15 protein-coding genes and 1 pseudogene are annotated in these 17,513 nt (G+C 69.4%); 6 read left to right on the plus strand and 10 right to left on the minus strand.

Annotated elements, in window-relative coordinates; translation table 11 throughout:
• The first annotated feature begins 73 nt into the window (after positions 1–73).
• From AB0D57_RS22900 to AB0D57_RS22910, 3 genes are all read left to right on the plus strand, one after another.
• Positions 74–1,273: a TerD family protein gene (locus tag AB0D57_RS22900; RefSeq protein WP_362075843.1), complete on the plus strand. Its 1,200-nt coding sequence runs from the start codon at positions 74–76 to the stop codon at positions 1,271–1,273.
• 390 nt (positions 1,274–1,663) lie between these two features.
• Positions 1,664–2,347 carry a PASTA domain-containing protein gene (locus tag AB0D57_RS22905; RefSeq protein ID WP_362075846.1) on the plus strand — a complete coding sequence of 228 codons (684 nt, stop codon included), beginning with the start codon at positions 1,664–1,666 and terminating at the stop codon, positions 2,345–2,347.
• Positions 2,348–2,641: 294 nt separating this feature from the next.
• Positions 2,642–5,212, plus strand: coding sequence for an NACHT domain-containing protein (locus AB0D57_RS22910; RefSeq protein WP_362075849.1), 2,571 nt, complete (start codon positions 2,642–2,644; stop codon positions 5,210–5,212).
• Between the two features lie 50 nt (positions 5,213–5,262).
• On the opposite strand, the gene AB0D57_RS22915 is transcribed toward AB0D57_RS22910, so the two are convergent.
• The 6 genes and pseudogenes from AB0D57_RS22915 to AB0D57_RS22940 all read right to left on the minus strand — a co-directional run bounded on the left by AB0D57_RS22915 (position 5,263) and on the right by AB0D57_RS22940 (position 10,673).
• On the minus strand, positions 5,263–5,829 hold the full coding sequence (locus AB0D57_RS22915) for a helix-turn-helix domain-containing protein (protein WP_362075852.1): 567 nt from the start codon (positions 5,827–5,829) through the stop codon (positions 5,263–5,265).
• A gap of 142 nt (positions 5,830–5,971) precedes the next feature.
• Positions 5,972–6,106, minus strand: a pseudogene (locus AB0D57_RS22920) (aminocyclopropane-1-carboxylate deaminase/D-cysteine desulfhydrase family protein); the annotation flags it as partial.
• The gene (locus tag AB0D57_RS22925; RefSeq protein WP_362075888.1) at positions 6,051–6,902 is read right to left on the minus strand and encodes an LAGLIDADG family homing endonuclease; all 852 of its coding nucleotides are present in this window, start codon (positions 6,900–6,902) and stop codon (positions 6,051–6,053) included. The pseudogene AB0D57_RS22920 and the gene AB0D57_RS22925, both read right to left, overlap by 56 nt.
• 225 nt (positions 6,903–7,127) lie before the next feature.
• Positions 7,128–7,454: a hypothetical protein gene (locus tag AB0D57_RS22930; RefSeq protein ID WP_362075855.1), complete on the minus strand. Its 327-nt coding sequence runs from the start codon at positions 7,452–7,454 to the stop codon at positions 7,128–7,130.
• A gap of 72 nt (positions 7,455–7,526) precedes the next feature.
• The gene (locus AB0D57_RS22935; RefSeq protein WP_362075858.1) at positions 7,527–8,972 is read right to left on the minus strand and encodes an alkaline phosphatase PhoX; all 1,446 of its coding nucleotides are present in this window, start codon (positions 8,970–8,972) and stop codon (positions 7,527–7,529) included.
• 249 nt (positions 8,973–9,221) lie between these two features.
• The gene (locus AB0D57_RS22940) at positions 9,222–10,673 is read right to left on the minus strand and encodes a hypothetical protein (protein ID WP_362075861.1); all 1,452 of its coding nucleotides are present in this window, start codon (positions 10,671–10,673) and stop codon (positions 9,222–9,224) included.
• Between the two features lie 360 nt (positions 10,674–11,033).
• Between AB0D57_RS22940 and AB0D57_RS22945 the strand changes: the two genes are divergently transcribed.
• Entirely contained in the window at positions 11,034–12,866 is a 1,833-nt protein-coding gene (locus AB0D57_RS22945) for an endonuclease/exonuclease/phosphatase (protein ID WP_362075864.1), read from the plus strand.
• Between the two features lie 198 nt (positions 12,867–13,064).
• Here the strand turns inward: AB0D57_RS22945 and AB0D57_RS22950 are convergent, their stop codons facing one another.
• Both AB0D57_RS22950 and AB0D57_RS22955 read right to left on the minus strand, forming a co-directional pair.
• Positions 13,065–13,727 carry a hypothetical protein gene (locus AB0D57_RS22950; protein ID WP_362075867.1) on the minus strand — a complete coding sequence of 221 codons (663 nt, stop codon included), beginning with the start codon at positions 13,725–13,727 and terminating at the stop codon, positions 13,065–13,067.
• Positions 13,724–13,858 carry a hypothetical protein gene (locus tag AB0D57_RS22955; RefSeq protein ID WP_362075870.1) on the minus strand — a complete coding sequence of 45 codons (135 nt, stop codon included), beginning with the start codon at positions 13,856–13,858 and terminating at the stop codon, positions 13,724–13,726. The genes AB0D57_RS22950 and AB0D57_RS22955 overlap by 4 nt, the downstream gene beginning before the upstream one ends.
• A gap of 165 nt (positions 13,859–14,023) precedes the next feature.
• On the opposite strand from AB0D57_RS22955, the gene dapA reads away from it, so the two are divergent.
• On the plus strand, positions 14,024–14,926 hold the full coding sequence (gene dapA, locus AB0D57_RS22960; protein ID WP_362075873.1) for a 4-hydroxy-tetrahydrodipicolinate synthase: 903 nt from the start codon (positions 14,024–14,026) through the stop codon (positions 14,924–14,926).
• Here the strand turns inward: dapA and AB0D57_RS22965 are convergent, their stop codons facing one another.
• Positions 14,927–16,162: a WD40 repeat domain-containing protein gene (locus AB0D57_RS22965; protein ID WP_362075876.1), complete on the minus strand. Its 1,236-nt coding sequence runs from the start codon at positions 16,160–16,162 to the stop codon at positions 14,927–14,929.
• Positions 16,159–16,719, minus strand: a complete 561-nt coding sequence (locus AB0D57_RS22970) for a SigE family RNA polymerase sigma factor (protein WP_362075879.1) — start codon at positions 16,717–16,719, stop codon at positions 16,159–16,161. Before AB0D57_RS22970 ends, AB0D57_RS22965 begins: the two co-directional genes overlap by 4 nt.
• 136 nt (positions 16,720–16,855) lie before the next feature.
• On the opposite strand from AB0D57_RS22970, the gene AB0D57_RS22975 reads away from it, so the two are divergent.
• Positions 16,856–17,365 carry a hypothetical protein gene (locus AB0D57_RS22975; protein ID WP_362075882.1) on the plus strand — a complete coding sequence of 170 codons (510 nt, stop codon included), beginning with the start codon at positions 16,856–16,858 and terminating at the stop codon, positions 17,363–17,365.
• The last annotated feature ends 148 nt before the right edge of the window (positions 17,366–17,513 follow it).

Genomic DNA, 17,513 nt, shown 5'->3' on the forward strand with positions numbered 1-17,513 from the left:
GCCTTGCGAGCCAAATGATCCTTGGTAAGGGAACGGTAAAGCGCTCCCGGTCGTTACCTCAGGCATGACAGCTATGACCCCTGGCTCGAACATCCCTCTCCCCGTCACCCGCGTGACGGTGGACGTCGCCGCCCCGGTGCGGCTCGACGTATCGGGCCTGCTGCTCACCGCCGACGGCAAGGTGCGCTCCGACGACGACTTCATCTTCTACAACCAGCCGGCCGGCCCGGGCGTGACGTACCGCTCGGGCGGCGGCACGGCCCCGGACGCGATCACGGTCGACACCACCGCGGTCCCCCCGGGCATCGAGAAGATCGTCGTCACCGCCAGCCCGGACGCGGCGGGCCAGACCTTCCAGGGCATCGAACCCACGGCCACGATCCGCAACGCGGACGACAACTCCGTCCTGGCCTCCTTCACCCCTCCGCAGCTGGGCACGGAGACGGCCCTGGTGATCGTGGAGGTCTACCTGCGCAACGGCGCGTGGAAGGCCCGCGCGGTCGGCCAGGGGTACGCGAACGGCCTGGCGGGCATCGCCACGGATTTCGGCGTCACAGTGGAGGAGCCGGCGCCGGCCGCCCCGCCGGCGCCCCCGATGCAGACCCCGGTGGCACCGCCGGCCCCGTCGATGGACCCGCGCGTCGCCGCGCCCCCGGCCCCGGCGGCTCCCCCGGCACCCCCCGCCCCGCCCTCCGGGAAGATCAACCTCGACAAGGGCCGGGTGAGCCTCCAGAAGAACCAGACCGTGTCCCTGGTCAAGGGCGGCCGCCCGCTGCTCTCGCAGGTCAAGATGGGCCTCGGCTGGGAGCCGGCGTACCGCGGCAAGGACATCGACCTGGACGCCTCGGTCATCGCCTACGGCCCGCAGCGCAACCACATCGACAGCTGCTACTTCGGCAAGCTCTCCATCGTGAACGGCGCGATCAAGCACTCCGGCGACAACCTCACCGGCGAGGGCGGAGGCGACGACGAGGTGATCGTCGTGGACCTCGGCCGCCTCCCCCAGGACGTCACCGGCCTGGTCTTCACGGTCAACTCCTTCTCCGGCCAGAAGTTCACCGAGGTCGCCAAGGCCTACTGCCGCCTCCTCGACGCCGCCACCGGCGAGGAACTGGTCCGCTTCGACCTCACCAGCGCCGAACCCCAGACCGGCGTCATGATGGCCAAGCTGATCAAGCAGTTCTCCGGCGAGTGGGAGATGACCGCGTTGGGCGACTTCGTCAAGTCCCGCACGGTCCGCGGCATGGTGAAGCCGGCGGCCCAGGCGCTCTAGAAAGCCCCCATTCAGGTACGTATCGGATGAGCAGTATCCGCCGCTTCTGTCCCTCGGCCGACATGTCGACAGCGTGTCGATCGAGGGGCTGGGCGGCGAATCCAGTCTCCCAGTCACACAACAGGCAGCGATGTCAGTGCCGCCCCCTAGCCTGTTCGTATGTCCCCCGATCCCGAGGTCTCTGGTTCCGTGCGGTCTGCAGAGATAGTGAATGAGCAGATCCGCGCGTTGATGCTGCGCTGTGGCGGGTGGCTGCAGCCGGAGGACCGGGCGGAGTATGAGCGGCTGCGCGCCGAGTGGGTCGAGGCCGCGTAAGCCTCATAGTGATCACTTCGTCTTCACAAGTGGCCTACCATAATCCGCCTGTACCTGCACCACTCGGGGGAAATCATGCGTACCCGCATCATCAGTGCCGTCCTGCTCTGCGCGGCCACCGGCGTCCTGGTCGGCTGTAACCCGGAGACCGGCGCTACGAGCACCAGCGCTACCAGCACCGGCAGTTCGGCGACAGTCGCAGCGCCCAAGGCGTCGGCCACGACGGACGACAAGCCCGCCTCGACTCAGACGAAAAAGGAGACGGAGACGAAGACGAAGACGAAGAAGGTGCCGTCGTTCGTCGGCATGGGACTGCAGTCCGCGCAGGACACCGCCCAGGGCGAGGGCTTCTTTTCGCTCAAGTCGCACGACTCGCTGGGCCGGGACCGGATGCAGGCGTTCGACCGGAACTGGAAGGTGTGCAGCCAGAACGTGAAGGCGGGTACGTCCGTGCCCACGGACACGACACTCGACTTCGGCGCGGTGAAGCTCGAAGAGACGTGCCCCGCGAAGGACGAGGCACAACCGTCAGCCGCGGGCGGCAAGATGCCCGACTTCGCGGGGAAGTCGGTCAAGGCGGCCAGGGCCGCGCTCGACTCCGGCACGTCGATCACCGTCAACGACGCGTCCGGCGACGACCGTTGGGTGCTCGTCGAAAGCAACTGGCAGGTATGCACGCAGACACCTGCGGCCGGTACGGCACTGAACGGGCAACCGGTCACGTTCACCGCGGCCAAGTTCGGAGAGTCCTGCCCGTAAGACTCCCGGGGCTCACGTAACGGCGTAAGGGAGCGCGAAAAGGCGTACAAGAGCCTGACGGCGGTGGGCACTCGAGGTCACCACCGCCGTGCTTCATGTTCCGCGATGCCCCGCGCCGTTCCCCCCTCCGCGACACCCCCCTTTGCCCTACTCTGCTTCAGTCCGAGCACCCGGGCCCGGGCCACACCCAGGTGGCCGCCGTCCGCACGCACCGACAGGGGGCAGATGGATCCCGCTGCCATTGGCGCTCGGCTCGCGTCGAGCGTGGTCGCACCGCTGATCAGGAAGCTGTTCGTGACCGAGGGCCCCGGAGCGGGGCTGGTCGAAAAGCCCGTGCGCGTCTCGAGTCTCGTCTCGTTCACGGGCGAGAAGCGCGTCCTGTCCGAACTCGATCTGCACAAGATTGCCAAGGAGCTGGTCACCCGCGCCGCCCAGTCGACGGGCATGGAGGAACGCCTCCCGTCGTACGAACTGCGCGCCGTGGCGCACGCGGTCGCCGATTCGCTCCGCTCCATGGACAGCATCGACATGGACGACGTGCAGGCCGTCCAACTCGGCCACATGGCGCTGGCGCAGCACCTGCGGGCGCAGAGCCGGTCGGCCACGCTCGGCCTGTCCAGCGACGCGGTCCATCTCTACGTGAGCGTGCTCGACACGGCCTGTCTGCACATCGTGCACTTCTTCACCCAGAGGTCGACCTTTGTCGCCCGCACACTGGTGGAGCAGAGCCGCCGGATCGAGGAGCTGTCGAAAAAGATCGACACCCTGATCGCGCGGACGCCCTCGCCGGCGGACGCCCCGTTCGAGGAACGCTACGCCCGGTACATCGCGTCCAAGCACGGCAAGCTGACCATCTTCGGGCTCGATCTGTCCGAGTCCCCGGGCACCTGGCCCCTTGACGCCGCGTATCTGAGCCTGGACGCGGTGGGCGACACCTCGAACCCCCTGCTTCTCCCGGCCGATCAGGTGCTGGCGGGGCGCAACCGTGTGCTGCTGCGCGGGGTGGCCGGTTCCGGGAAGACGACGCTGGTGCAGTGGCTGGCGGTGTCCACCGCGCAGAAGGCGCTCGACGAACGGCTGCTGTACCTCTACGGACTCGTCCCCTTCGTCCTGCCGCTGCGCACACTGACCCGGGGCGGCGCGGCGAAGCTTCCCACCCCGGACGAGTTCCTGGCCGAAGTGGGCTGTCCTATCGCGGGGCTTCAGCCGACGGGATGGTTCGACCGGGTGCTGCGGTCGGGGCGCGGGCTCGTACTGGTCGACGGCATCGACGAGATCCCGGAGAGCGAACGCCAGGAAGCTCGCCACTGGTTGCAGGATCTGGTCTGCTCCTATCCCAGCAATCGGTGGCTGGTCACGTCACGACCGTCCGCCGTACGGGAGGACTGGCTGGTCGGTGACGACTTCGCGGAGCTGGACCTGGCCCCGATGAGCCGGGACAACGTGGCCGAGTTCGTCAAGCGGTGGCACAAGGCCGCCGGCATCGGCGACCAGTACGCGCAGGATCTGTTGCAGGCGGTTCGGGCGAAGCAGGATCTGGGGCGGCTCGCCACCAACCCTCTGATGTGTGCGCTGATCTGCGCGCTCCACCAGGACCGGCGCGGCCATCTCCCCGACGGCCGCAAGGAGATCTACGACGCGGCTCTCTCCATGCTGCTGTCCCGGCGTGACCGGGAGCGGGGCATCTACAAGCCGGGCACCCTGCGCATCGGCGAGGCCCATCACGTCCAGCTGATCCAGAAGCTCGCGTACTGGATGATCCGCAACGGCCGTTCGGAGATGGGCCGGGCCGACGCGATCGAGCTCCTGGCGCACGCCCTGCCCGCGATGCCGCAGATCGCCGAGCAGGGCACGGCGGAGGAGATCTACCGCCATCTGCTGGTGCGCAGCGGCCTGCTGCGCGAGCCGGCCAAGGGGTCGATGGATTTCATCCACCGGACGTTCCAGGACTATCTGGGCGCCAAGGCGGCAGTGGAGGGCCTCGACTTCGACTTCCTCATCGCGCACGCCCATCTCGACCAGTGGGAGGACGTCATCCGGATGTCCGTGGCCCATGCCCGAACGATGGAACGTACGCGGCTGCTCACCGGGCTCGTGGAGCGCGGCGACGCCTCGGAGCGGGAGGGCCGCCGCCTCCACCTGCTGGCCGCCGCCTGCCTGGAGCATGCGACGGAGCTGGACCCCGAGGTGAGAACCGAGGTGCAGCGGCGGGCGGCGGCCTTGATTCCGCCCCAGTCGGCGGAGCACGCCCGCGCGCTGGCCGATGTCGGCCCGGTCGTGCTGGACCTGCTTCCCGGGCCGCGGGAACTCTCCGCGGACGAGGCCTACTTCACTGTGCTGACCGCGACACGCATCGCGACCGACGCGGCGATTCCCGTACTGGCCGCCTACCGGGAGCTGCGCGACATCCGGGTACGGGCCGAACTGGCCCGGGTCTGGAGCCGGTTCGACTGCGACCGCTACGGCGAGGAGGTCGTCGCGCATCTGGACGACGCGTATCTGTACTTCCCGGTATCCAACCCCGCGGAGCTGCGGGCGCTGCGCCGCTTCGGGGGCCGGTCCCAGATCAAGATCTCGGGCCCGTTCATACCGGAGGAGTTCCAGCGTGCGTGCGTCTCCAGCAGCCTCCGCGACCTGTGGGTGGAGGTCGAGATGGACTGCACCTGGGAATGGCTGAGCGTCTTCCCTCATCTCAGCACCATCTTCTTCGAGGTTCCGACATCCACCGCGGAGACGCTTCCGCCCTCCGTGCGGGTCCTTCATGAACCCCTGGGGCCGCCTTCGGCCCCTCCGGCGGTGGCCGCCGACAGCGCCGCTGATCTCTGGGGTGGTCTGCCGCCCCAGTCCAGGACTGGCGGCCTGTAGGACTGGAGGCCTGTAGGACTGGAGGACTGGAGACCTGGAGGACTGGAGACCTACGGACGCAACCCCTCGGTCAGCAGTGACAGGTATCGGCGGATGTACTTCCCCTCGCCGTTCGCCAGCTCCGACGCGGTCGCCACTCCGTGTGCCAGCCGCAGCACCTCGATCGGCTCCACGTCCGCCCGCAGCGTCCCCTCCCGCTGAGCCGCCTCGACCAACCGCGTAGCCGCCCCCTTCATCGAGATCCCGCACGCGGTCAGTACGGCGGAGCTGCCGTCCGCGACGGCCGACCCCAGCAGCGCCTTCAGCCCGCGGACCTGGATCATTCCCTCGCTGAGTTCGTTCAGCCACTCCACCAGCGCCTCGCCGGGTGGCAACTCCGCCGCGATCTCGTCCGCGCGAGCGGCGATCGCCTCGATGCTGTCGACGTACACGGCCTCCAACAGCGCCTGCCGGGTGGGAAAGTGCCGGTACAGCGTCCCGGAGCCCACCCCGGCGCGTTTGGCGATGTCGTCCAGGGACGCGCCCTCCCCGTGCTCGGCGAAGGCGACCGCCGCCTCCTTGAGCAGCCGCTCATAGTTCCGCCGCGCATCCGCCCGCATCGGCTTGGCCCGCGTCATTCAGATACTCCTTGCCGACCGGGGACGCTCTCCGCATCTTATCGAGTCCAACCGGAGACAGTCCCCGATTATGGTTGCGGGCAGTCGGCGCTGCCCGCACACTGATCATCACCGGGCGCCGGCCGCTGGGGCAGCAGCGGGATCAGAAAAGCGCACTGTAGGCGTTCAGCGCGGGCTGGCCGCCGAGATGGGCGTAGAGCACGTTCGGGTCGCGCCCGATCTCACCCCGCGCCACCAGATCGACCATCCCTGCCATCGACTTGCCCCCTGAAAAGACTCATACAGCTGCCGGTCACCACACCATTCACGACCCATAGGTGAGATGGCCGAACCTCGACGCAGTACGTGTTCTTCATCCCCGCCGAGGCAATGGAGATGACACGGTCCCACACAATGGAGTCCGCATACCCGCGGTGTCCGATCCCAGATCGCCGGGATGCCCGCCCCTGCACGGACAGGGCGTGGAGTGCTGCTGCCTTGTGGTCGGCCCGGAGATCCACCAGTTCGCTCATCCGAACCACAGAACGGCCGTCCGCTACCCGCAGCCGCCACAGCAGCATCTCACTGTGATTGTTCTTCTTGCTGCTGATACTGCTCTGCACCCCGAGCCGCAGCAGCATGTCACCGAGTTGACGGACGAGGGGCTCTGAGATGTTGGCGAATTCCACTTCACGTGCTCCTACGGATCCATCGCTGTCGATCAGTCCTGAGACGAGGCCACAGATGAACTCGCGGCTGTACGGACGATTGGCGATTCGCTTCGCTTCGCCTTTGAGACCCCACACCTGGTGCTCGATCAACAGGTCACGTAGCGCATTTTGGTGCCAGGCAGGATCGGTCAGGCGAACCCTCAGCCAAGTGCCGTTGTCGTCCACGTTGGCCTTGCATCCATACTTGGCGACGTAGTCACGGATCTGTTGAAGTGTTCCGTCGTCGTGGCCAACCCACGTCGGCGTGCGACCGGTCATGTTGCCATCCCCGAGCATCGATCCGACGAACCAACCGTCCCATTCAGCACCGAGGGTTCCGAAGAAGCCTGCGGTGAGCGGCGCGGGCACGGCATGCCCCGGCATCAGGTCGGCAGTCGTCTTCCAGGCCGGACGACGTGAGCCCTCGCGGCTTCGAACGGCCCACCGGTGGTTGGCCGTCGCCTCGATCACACGTCCTGAGGCGAGTCGTACGGCGAACACGGGCTGCGCACCGTTGTCGATCCAGCGAACCGGGCGGGTGGAAAACAGGTTGCCGACTGCGCTGTCTCGTGGCGGGTACGGACGTCCAGGCTTCGCTTCGCGAAGGTCTCACTGCCTGTCGTACGCAAGCACCGACAGCCTCTCGGCGACGACACGCTCGATCGGTGCCATGGTGCCGTCCGAGAGCCACACCTGAGTTCCCTCGGCGAGGCATTCCCGTGCGCCCTTGCCGGTCTGCTGACGCAGCCGACCGACGACTGTCTCCGAAGGTATTCCCGCGGCCGCGAGCCGCTCGGCACCACAGGGCGTCCTGACGACCGCCCGGTGCTTCGCAATCTGCTCGCGGCACGCGGTTCCCAGAAGGCTGCAACGACTGCGGCAAGAGGTGCGCTGCCCCTTCACCGGAGTGCCGCACAGTTCACACAACTTGGACATGCGTGAACGCTACGTCCAGCACCGGTGACTGTACGGGGGATCGCACACGCTCACTCGTTCGAGCGACTGGCCCTATCGCCGCTGGCGCTTCCAAGGCCCGGTGATCGCGAGCATGATGCCCGGCACCTGGATGTTGGCGAAGAGGGTTTTTCCGTCGGGCGAGAAGGTGACGCCGGTGAACTCGCTGTACTCCGGCTCCGCTTCGGTGCCGATGTTCAGTTCGTTGCGGGCGATCGGGTACGTGCGGCCGCTGTCGGTGGCGCCGAACAGGTGCTGGATGCCCTCGCCGTCCTCGGCGATGACGAGACCGCCGTACGGGGAGACGGTGATGTTGTCGGGGCCGTCGTAGGGGCCGTCGACGGACGGGTCGGGGTTCACGCCGATCAGGACCTTCAGCGTCAGGGTGCGGCGCTTGGGGTCGTAGAACCAGACGGCACCGTCGTGCGCCTGCCCGGGGCTCTCCGTCCGGGCGAACGAGGAGACGATGTACGTGCCGCCGTCGCCCCACCACATACCCTCGAGCTTGCGGGCGCGGGTGACCTCACCGTCGGCGAACTGCTTGCGCACCGGCGTGGTCTTGGCGTCCCGGTCGGGGACGTCCACCCAGTCGACGCCGTACACCGTGCCGATCTTGGTGGCCCGGGAGAGGTCGTCGACGAACTTGCCGCCGGAGTCGAAGCACTTGAAGGCCTGCAGCGCGCCCGCGTCGTCGGCGAGGGTGTCGAGCTGACCATGGCCGTGCTCGAAGCCCTGCGGCGGGGTCCAGCGGTACAGCAGCCCGTTCGGGCCCGAAGCGTCCTCGGTGAGGTAGGCGCGGCCGCGCTTGGGGTCGATGACGACGGCCTCGTGGGCGTACCGGCCCAACGCCTTGATGGGCTTGGGGTTCCTGTTGGCGCGGCGGTCCTTGGGGTCGACCTCGAAGACGTAGCCGTGGTCCTTGGTCATACCGTTCTGGCCGGCCTTGTCCTCGGTCTCCTCGCAGGTCAGCCAGGTGTCCCAAGGGGTACTGCCGCCCGCGCAATTGGTCGACGTGCCCGCGATGCCGACCCATTCCGCGACGTGGCCGTGGCGCACCTCGACGACCGTGCAGCCGCCGGACGCGGCGGGGTCGTAGACGAGGCCCTCGGTGAGCGGCACGGGGTAGGGCCACTTGGAGCGGGCGCCGCTGAGCTCGTGGTTGTTGACGAGCAGCGTCGCGCCGCGCGGGCCGTCGAAGGTGGCCGTGCCGTCGTGGTTGGACGGCGTGATCTCGCCGGACTCCAGCTTGGTCTTGCCGCTGTAGGTGATGACGCGGTACGAGAATCCGGCGGGCAGCGCGAGCAGGCCCTTCGGGTCGGGGATCAGCGGTCCGTAGCCGACCCCGCCGTGCCGGTCCGCCGACTCGTCGCCCACGCTCTCGGTGTCGGTGGAGGCGAGGGCGTTCGGGGCGGTGGCCAGGGCGCCGACACTTCCGGCCAGGGCGACACCGGCACCGGTGAGCGCGGTTCGACTGGCGAAGTCCCTGCGGGTGAGCGACATGCATGTCTCCCGTGACGGTGGAGGATGACCGTGGAGGGTGGCGGACGGCGTTGCGGCCACACGCTCTCGCCCGCGTCTGAACGAGAGTTGAACGTCGGCCGACTTCGGGAGACAGCGTTCCATGAATCCGCCACGACGGCACCGAAGCTCCGCCGTTCGCGGTCACGTCGGCGCCCCCTACCCCTCCTCCGGATCCAGCCCCGACCCCGGCCCTGACCCCGCACCTGATGCCCGGGCCCGGCCCCGGATTCACCCTCCTTGCTGCGAGCGCGCCTTGAACGCCGCCTTACGGGCCTCCTTGGCGACCTTCTTGTCGGGATGCAGTCGCCCCATCGCCTCGAGGACGTCCGGTGTGGCCGGGTGGTCGACCCGCCACGCCCTGGCGAAGAAACCGCTGTGCTGCTGGGCCAGGCCCTCCACGAGCCCCTGCAACTCCTCGGAGTTGCCCTCGGCGGCGAGCTGTGCGGCGAGCGTGTCGATGGTGAGCCAGAAGACCATCGCCTCGGACGGCGGGGGCACGTCGGCCACACCGTGTTCGGAGAGCCAGACTCGGGCGAGTCCGCCCAGCTCGGCGTCGTCGAGGACGTCGCGGAGCGCGGGCTCGGCCTCCGTGCCGACGAGGTTGAGCGCCTGCTGACAACTGAGGCGCCGAAGCGGCGCCCCGGCGTCGCCACCACGGGCCGCTGCGAGCAACTCCCGTGCCGCGGCGAGCGGTTCACGCCGGGCGAGCCACTCCTCCGTCTCGGCCCGTGCCGCGGTCGGCGGGAAGGTGAAGGTGCGGTCCAGCAGCGCGTCCGCGCCCTTGTCCGCCAGATCTCCCACCGCGGGAGCGGCCAGGCCGGCTTCCAGCAGCCGTGCCCGCAGCCCGTACCGGCCGAGCGGTGTCAGCCGTACCATCCCGTACCGCGACACGTCCATGTCGTCGGGGGAAGCCGCGGGCTCCTCGTCGGTGTCCGCCATCAACGCCTCGTCGACCGGCTGGAAGTCGACGAGGCCGACGGGCTCCAGCAGCCGGAACTGATCGTCGAGCCGCATCATCGCGTCCGACACCTGCTCGAGGACGTCGTTCGTGGGCTCCGCCATGTCATCGGGCACGATCATCGACGCGGCCAGGGCGGGCAGCGGCACCGGCCCTTCACCCGCCCCGCCCTCGCTCACCGTCAGCAGATACAGGTTGCCGAGCACTCCGTCGAGGAACTCGGCCTCGGCCTCGGGGTCCCAGTCCAGCAAGGAGAAGTCGATCTCCTCATCCATCCCGCCGTCGACCGTCCCACCCTCGCCCATCGCACCGACGAGATCATCGAGATCGGGCACGCTCGCATCGGCCAGCACCGTCTCCAGCGCGCTGAGCCACACCCCGAGGACGTCCTGCGGCCCTCCGGAGGTGAGCAGCGCGAGGTCCGGGCCCGCGGCGACCGTGCCCTCCTCCTCGTCCACGATCTCGACGAGCCGGGTGTCGACGGCCACCAGCCAGGCCTCACTGGCGAAGGCCGCCGCGTCGTCGCCCGTGAGCCCGAGTTCGAGAGCCGCCCCGGCCAGCTGTTCCTCGACGAGTTCGCCCCCCGGTCCGACCCGTGTGTCCGGGCCGGCCCAGCGGGCCAGTCGCGCGGCGCGGGACAGCAGCGGCGTGGCGAGCGCGTCCCGCGCCAGCTCCGCTTCGGAGTGCAGCCGCACCGGCGGAAAGGGGGAGCTGTCTGACATCGGCTGGGTTCTCCTCCGAACAAACGCGACAAAAAAAAGCAAAAACAGCAAACGCAACAAGCACATGCCCGAAGACCGCTCCCGGACCCGAAGATCCGGACGCCGCCCCGGAAAACCGCGTCGGCGACTCAGCCTAGACGGATTTCCACCCATGCCGCCCGGTTCATGTCCCTGCCAGGTTCTGTACGTCTCTGAAACCTTGACAACTCCCCTGCCCACGCACGAGATTGACGCGCGTAGAAGTCGAATCGGCACGCGCCCCTCAGCCTCTACGCGCGTCACCGGCCCGCACACAGGTCACGCTCCCCCCACTGCTCCACCCTCGTCCCGGCGCTCATGTAAGTCCCCGGAGGGATTCCCTTGCCGAGCAAGAGAACCGCGCGCATCGGCGCGCTGACCGTAGCCGCGGTCTGTTCCACCGTCTCCGCCGTGGTGCTCACCACACCCGCCCACGCGGACACCGTCCACATTCATGACATCCAGGGCACCACCCGGACGTCCCCGCTCGCGGGCCAGGCGGTCACGGACGTGGCGGGCATCGTCACGGGCGTGCGCACCTACGGATCGTCCAGGGGCTTCTGGATCCAGGATCTCGCCCCGGACGACAACCCGGCCACCAGTGAGGGCGTCTTCGTCTTCACCAGCTCCGCGCCGAAGGTCGCCGTCGGTGACTCGGTCACCGTCTCCGGAACGGTCTCGGAGTATGTGCCGGGCGGCGCCTCCAGCGGCAACCAGGCGCTGACGGAGATCGTCAGGCCGACGGTGACGGTGCTGTCGTCCGGCAACACGGTCCCCGCGGCCACCGTCGTCAACAGCCGTTCCGTGCCGAGCACCTACACCCCGGCCGGTGACACCGCCGCGAGCGGCTCGATCAACGGTCTCACCCTGGAGCCGAAGAAGTACGCGCTGGACTACTACGAGTCCCTGGAGGGCATGAACGTCCAGGTCGCCGACACCCGCGTGGTCGGCGCCACCGATCCGTACACCGAGCTGTGGGTCACGGTGAAGCCGCACGAGAACACCAACCGCCGCGGCGGCACGGTGTACGGCTCGTACACCTCGCAGAACACCGGCCGGCTGCAGATCCAGTCCCTCGGCGCGGTCGCGGACTTCCCGACCGCGAACGTCGGTGACGAGCTCAAGGGCACCACGGCCGGCCCGCTGGACTACAACCAGTTCGGCGGCTACACGCTCGTCGCGAACCAGATCGGCACCCTGGAGAAGGGCGGTCTGGAGCGCGAGACGACCCGCAAGCAGGCGCGCGGCGAGCTGGCCGTGGCGACGTACAACGTCGAGAACCTGGACCCGGGCGACGCCACGTTCGCCGCCCACGCGTCCGCGATCGTGAGCAACCTTCAGTCGCCCGACATCCTGTCCCTGGAGGAGATCCAGGACAACAACGGCGCGACGAACAACGGCACGGTCGCCGCCGACCAGACGGTGCAGGAGCTGATCGACGCGATCGTGGCCGCGGGCGGCCCGACGTACGACTGGCGTTCCATCGACCCGGTCGACAACGCCGACGGCGGCGAGCCCGGCGGCAACATCCGTCAGGTCTTCCTCTTCAACCCTGAGCGGGTCTCGTTCACCGACCGCGCGGGCGGCGACGCGACGACGGCCGTCGGTGTCACCAAGGTGCGCGGCAAGGCGGCGCTGACGGCCTCGCCGGGCCGGATCGACCCGGCGAACACCGCGTGGGCCAACAGCCGCAAGCCGCTGGCCGGCGAGTTCGTCTTCCGCGGCAAGACGGTCTTCGTGATCGCCAACCACCTCAACTCGAAGGGCGGCGACCAGGGACTGACGGCGCAGTACCAGCCCCCGTCGCGCAGCTCGGAGACCCAGCGTCACCTGCAGGCGACGGCGATCAACTCCTTCGTCGACGACATCCTGAAGACGCAGAAGAACGCCGACGTCATCACGCTCGGCGACATCAACGACTTCGAGTTCTCGGGTACCGCCAAGATCCTCGAAGGTGACGGCGAGCTGTGGCCGGCGATCAAGTCGCTGCCGAAGAGCGAGCGGTACACGTACGACTACCAGGGCAACAGCCAGGTTCTCGACCAGATCCTGATCAGCCCGTCGATTCGCGAGGACTGCGACTGCGACTTCGACTACGACAGCGTGCACATCAACTCGGAGTTCTCCGACCAGATCAGCGACCACGACCCGCAGGTGCTGCGGTTCAGGCCGTAGCCCTGTGACGCGAAGAGCCCGGCCCCGTCGTCCGGGGGGCCGGGCTCTTCGCCTGCCTGCGTACGGGGATCGGCGGGTTCGGGGTGCGGTACGACGGCTCATGGCGGTCTTCGTCGGCCGGCACGGCACGCACCGCGCGTACCGGCCGCCCTCCGACCTCGACCATGCGTCCACGGACGGACGGCGAATCCGACCCCGCTACCCCGGCCCCCCTTGCCCGTCCAGGCGTGCCAACCGGGTCTGGAACCAGTCGAGCCGGGCCTGCAACAGGGCTGCCTCGGCGATCAGTTCGGACACTCCGAGGTCGACCGGCGGGATCACGACACCGCTCCCGGCACGGGCTCGCAGCCCCTCCCCCGCCAGCCGCGCGAAGGAAGCGAGCGACAAGGACGTACGACCGCGTACGCATCCCGCGCAGGCCGCCGCCAGGCCGCGCCAGCCGGGCCGCCCCCAGCCCGCGTCCGCGAGTGCGGCGGCGACGGCGCCGCACTCGCACGGGCCGAGCGTCGCGCTCCGCACGCGCTGGCGGGCGTACCGGAAGCCCTGCTCGAAACGGATGTAGGCGCCGAGGACGGAGACCTCCAGGAGGGCGGCCGCCCGGTACTCGGCGGTGCACAGCATCGCCTCCGCCGTGGCACGCTCGTGCACGCAGTGGAAGCCGCAGTCGCAGCGGCGGTGCGGCACCCGGTGCCGCAGCCCGTAGACACAGCGGGCCTCGTCCAGCACTCCGTACGGCTGCGCGCCGCCCAGCGAAACGCCGGTGAACCCGGCCCGGGTGCCGTCCTGGGACAGCACCGGGTGGGCGATCTTGTATCCGGTCGGCGGCTCCGTCGGGCGTTCCTCGGGGAGCCGCAGCCTCATCGGGCGACCGGGACCTCTTCGGGCACGGACGCTTCCCACTCCTCAACTTCCTCAGGAAGCTGGAGATCCTCTTCGTGCGCGTGAGCCTGCTCTTCCGCGACTCCGGTGGCGAGTGCCTTGCCCAGCCTCATGACGCCTCCCGCGATCTGCCGACGACTACCGTCCTCGCCATGGTGACGCATGAGGGGCCCTCTTGGCACCAGGGCCTCCGCAGGCCCCACCTCGTAGCGTCCCTACCCTTAACCTCGTAGAAGAATTAAGTGGAGCTTCACAGTGAGGGTGTCGACACTACTCGTATGACGACCTCAGACACCGGTACCCCGCCCTTCGGCCGCGCCCTCTGCGCGATGATCACGCCGTTCACCGAGGAGGGCGCGCTGGACCTCGACGGCGCGCAGCGGCTCGCCGACCGACTGGTGTCCGAGGGCTGCGACGGGCTGGTGCTGTCCGGAACGACGGGCGAGTCGCCGACCACGACGGACGCCGAGAAGTCCGCCCTCGTGCGCGCCGTCCGCGAGGCGGTCGGCGACCGGACCCGGATCGTCGCGGGCGTCGGCACCGCCGACACACGGCACACCGTCGAACTGGCCCTGGAGGCCGAAAAGGCGGGCGCGGACGGCCTGTTGGTCGTCACGCCGTACTACAGCAGGCCCCCGCAGGACGCGGTCGAGGCACACTTCCGGGAGATCGCGAACGCCTGCGGGCTGCCGCTCGCGCTGTACGACATCCCGGGCCGCACCGGCACGCGCATCGAGCCGGAGACCATGATCCGGCTCGCCGAGCACCCCAGGATCGTGGCGGTCAAGGACTGCTCCTATGACTTCCTCGGCACCCAGAAGGTCCTCTCCCGCACGGACTTGGCGTACTACGCGGGCTGCGACGAGCACATTCTCGCGCTGTACGCGGTGGGCGCCGCCGGTTACGTCAGCACGGTCGCGAACGTGGTCCCGGCTCAACTCCGGGCGATCCTGGATGCGTTCGAGGCGGGCGACACCCCCGTGTCCGCCCGCCTCCAGCAACGGGCCACACCGCTCATCGAGTTGATGATGTCGGCGGGCCTGCCCGGCACCGTCACCGCCAAGGGGCTCCTGGCCGAACTGGGCCTGCCCGCGGGCCCGGTCCGCGCACCGCTGCGGCCCGCCGGCCGCGAGGCGGTCGACGAGCTGCGGGCGGCGTACGAGGAGTTCACGGCCGGCTGATCAGCGCTCGGCGAAGACCGGCTCCCACGCCGGCTCTTCGAGGTTCTGGGCACGGCTGCCACTCAGCGGCACAACCTTGTCGCTGCCGATCGTGACCAGCACGAGCCGGTCCCGGAACGGCTGCTCGTCGAACGCGGTGGTCCGCTCCCAGGCGATGAGCCGCTTGTTGTCGGCCCAGGCGAGCAGATGACCGCCGCGGACCATGGTGATCTTCTTGCCCGTACGGGGATCGCGGATCGAGGAGTACGACTTGGCGGAGTACGTCTTGCCGGCGTCGACCTCGTGAATCAGGCCGAGGGCGGCCAGCCTGCCGTCCGGGGACAGCCGCGCGGGAACGTCCCACCGCAGGTACTTCTCCTCCGCGGGCGGGTCGACCTCCTTGCCCGACAGGTCGTAGAAGCGCTCCATGCCGTCCTTCTCCCCGGTGACCCTTGCGAACAGGTGCTTGCCGTCGCGGGTGAAGGCGAAGTCCGCGCGGCCAATGACATGGCGGTCGTTCGCCACCCTCCACCAGGCGTAACCGCTGTTGCCGGCCAGGTCGAGGACGAAGAAACCGGTCCGGCTCGACCCGTACGGCGCCATCCACGACATCGCACCGGTGTCGCCGTTCTCGACCGGAACAAGCCCATCGGGATCCTCGTCGTACGTCGTCGCGACCAGCCGGCGCCCGTCACTCGAGAACGCGAGCGCGCCGACCCCCCGCCCGGCCGGGATCCACCGCTCGACCTCCCCCGTCGCGAGGTCGAGCAGCCCGATCCGCTGGGCGGGCAGGGTTCGTTCCAGCACAGCGGCGGTCTTGAGGCCGGGTGCGACGGCGACGTAGGACCAGCGGGTGTCCTTCTTGTACTTGCCGGTCTTGGGGTCGAGCAGCCAGTACGTCCGCTGGAAGGTCGACGTGTCCTTCGTCTGCGGCACGGCCTTCGCCGTGTAGTACGCGGCGAGCACCTGCCGTCCGGCCGCGATCATGTCGCGCGGCTGGGACCGGTCGGGGTCGGCGCTGATCCCGCCCTGCTGCGTCACCCCCGCGGGCCGCACGTCGTCCTTGCCGGAGTCCAGCAGCGGCACGGCGACGGCGATGGCGACCACGGCGGCGGTGGCCGCGGCGACGGACGCGAGCGTGCGGGTACGGCGGCGCCGCCGGGCGGTGAGCACCCGGTCGGCGAAGCCCGGTCCCGCCGGGGCCTGTTCGGCGGCCTGCTCCCGGAGCGAGTCACGCATGAGTTCCTCGACGTTCACGAACGCACCTCCACGGGCGAGTAGTCACGGGACGGCTGCGGCTGCTCGGCCTCGGCCGGCCCGAGGGCGGCGAGTTCGGGCGCGAGGGTGCGCAGCCGGGCGAGGGAGCGGTGGGTGGTGGACCGTACGGTGCCCACCGAGCAGCCCAGCAGCCGGGCCACGTCGGCCTCGGGCAGGTCTTCGAAGTAGCGCAGAACGAGTACGGTGCGCTGGCGTGCGGTGAGCCGGGACAGCGCGCCACGCATCAGCAGGCGCAGCTCGGCGGCGGACGAGGTGTCCGCGTCCGTACCGGTCTCCGGCGGTTCGGCGACGCTCCGTTCGCGTCTCGGCCACTTCAGCCGCCAGAGGCTGACCTGCTGCCGGTAGAGGATCTGCCGTACGTAGGCCTCGGGCTCGTCGATGCGGTGCCAGCGGCCCGCCGCCTTGATCAGCGCGTTCTGCAGCAGGTCCTCGGCGGCATACCGGTCGCCGCCGCTCAGCAGCACCGCGGTCTTCAGCAGCGCGGACGACCGGTTCGCCACGAACTCGCGGAAACTGTCCTGCGCTTCGGCATCCATCGTCACCTTCTCTTCCCCGGCGGCCCGGGTGACCCGCCCCTGTGCCCCCTGTGACGCGCGCGCCCACCTGCCGCTATGCCCCGGCCCGGAAACAATTTTCCCGGTCTCGCCGCCCGGCCTCGCTTACGGTGGCCTCGTGAGCCGACCGCTGCTGTTCCTCGACGTCGACGGCCCCCTCAACCCGTACGCGGCCCAACCGGAGCGTCGGCCCGAGGGCTACACGACGATCCGGGTGACCGTGGACCCCGGCAGGCCCCTGCGCGTCTGGCTCCACCCCGACCATGGCCGGGCCCTCCTCGACCTCGGCTACGACCTGTGCTGGGCCAGCACCTGGATGGACGCCGCGAACGTCCATATCGCCCCCGTCATCGGCCTCCCCGAGCTGCCGTACGTCGACTTCACGGGCGCCCTGTTCGCCGACCGGCCCGACGGGGTGCACTGGAAGACGGAGCGGATCGTGGCATACGCGCGGGGCCGCCCCTTCGCCTGGGTGGACGACGAGCTGAGCCCGGCCGACTACGCGTACGTGGCCGCTCGCCATCCCACGCCCGCCCTGCTCCATTTCGTCAGTCCCCGGCTGGGCCTGCGCGAGGGCGACTTCACACGGCTGGCGGATTTCGCCGCGGCTCTGGCGGCGGAGCGGTAGCCCGGCCTAGGGCCTGTCCGGCGGATCAAGTCGGAGGGAAGCAGTGGTGCCTCGTCGGCGCAGGTGAGCGGGGTCTGGTGCGTCGAGCTGCAAGGCGGAGGAGGGCGTCGACGCGATGGGGGTCCCCCCGCTCGAGCGAAGCCGAGAG

This window comes from Streptomyces sp. NPDC048275, from assembly GCF_040652275.1.
Lineage (GTDB): Bacteria > Actinomycetota > Actinomycetes > Streptomycetales > Streptomycetaceae > Streptomyces.

What these genes read in the sequence shown, in the direction of transcription:
- AB0D57_RS22930 (WP_362075855.1), bottom strand. Translation starts at nt 7,454, where the DNA reads ATGTCCAAGTTGTGTGAACTGTGCGGCACTCCGGTGAAGGGGCAGCGC.
- AB0D57_RS22940 (WP_362075861.1), bottom strand. Translation starts at nt 10,673, where the DNA reads ATGTCAGACAGCTCCCCCTTTCCGCCGGTGCGGCTGCACTCCGAAGCG.
- AB0D57_RS22925 (WP_362075888.1), bottom strand. Translation starts at nt 6,902, where the DNA reads ATGCCGGGGCATGCCGTGCCCGCGCCGCTCACCGCAGGCTTCTTCGGA.
- AB0D57_RS22900 (WP_362075843.1), top strand. Translation starts at nt 74, where the DNA reads ATGACCCCTGGCTCGAACATCCCTCTCCCCGTCACCCGCGTGACGGTG.
- AB0D57_RS22950 (WP_362075867.1), bottom strand. Translation starts at nt 13,727, where the DNA reads ATGAGGCTGCGGCTCCCCGAGGAACGCCCGACGGAGCCGCCGACCGGA.
- dapA (WP_362075873.1), top strand. Translation starts at nt 14,024, where the DNA reads ATGACGACCTCAGACACCGGTACCCCGCCCTTCGGCCGCGCCCTCTGC.
- AB0D57_RS22915 (WP_362075852.1), bottom strand. Translation starts at nt 5,829, where the DNA reads ATGACGCGGGCCAAGCCGATGCGGGCGGATGCGCGGCGGAACTATGAG.
- AB0D57_RS22905 (WP_362075846.1), top strand. Translation starts at nt 1,664, where the DNA reads ATGCGTACCCGCATCATCAGTGCCGTCCTGCTCTGCGCGGCCACCGGC.
- AB0D57_RS22970 (WP_362075879.1), bottom strand. Translation starts at nt 16,719, where the DNA reads ATGGATGCCGAAGCGCAGGACAGTTTCCGCGAGTTCGTGGCGAACCGG.
- AB0D57_RS22955 (WP_362075870.1), bottom strand. Translation starts at nt 13,858, where the DNA reads ATGAGGCTGGGCAAGGCACTCGCCACCGGAGTCGCGGAAGAGCAGGCT.
- AB0D57_RS22935 (WP_362075858.1), bottom strand. Translation starts at nt 8,972, where the DNA reads ATGTCGCTCACCCGCAGGGACTTCGCCAGTCGAACCGCGCTCACCGGT.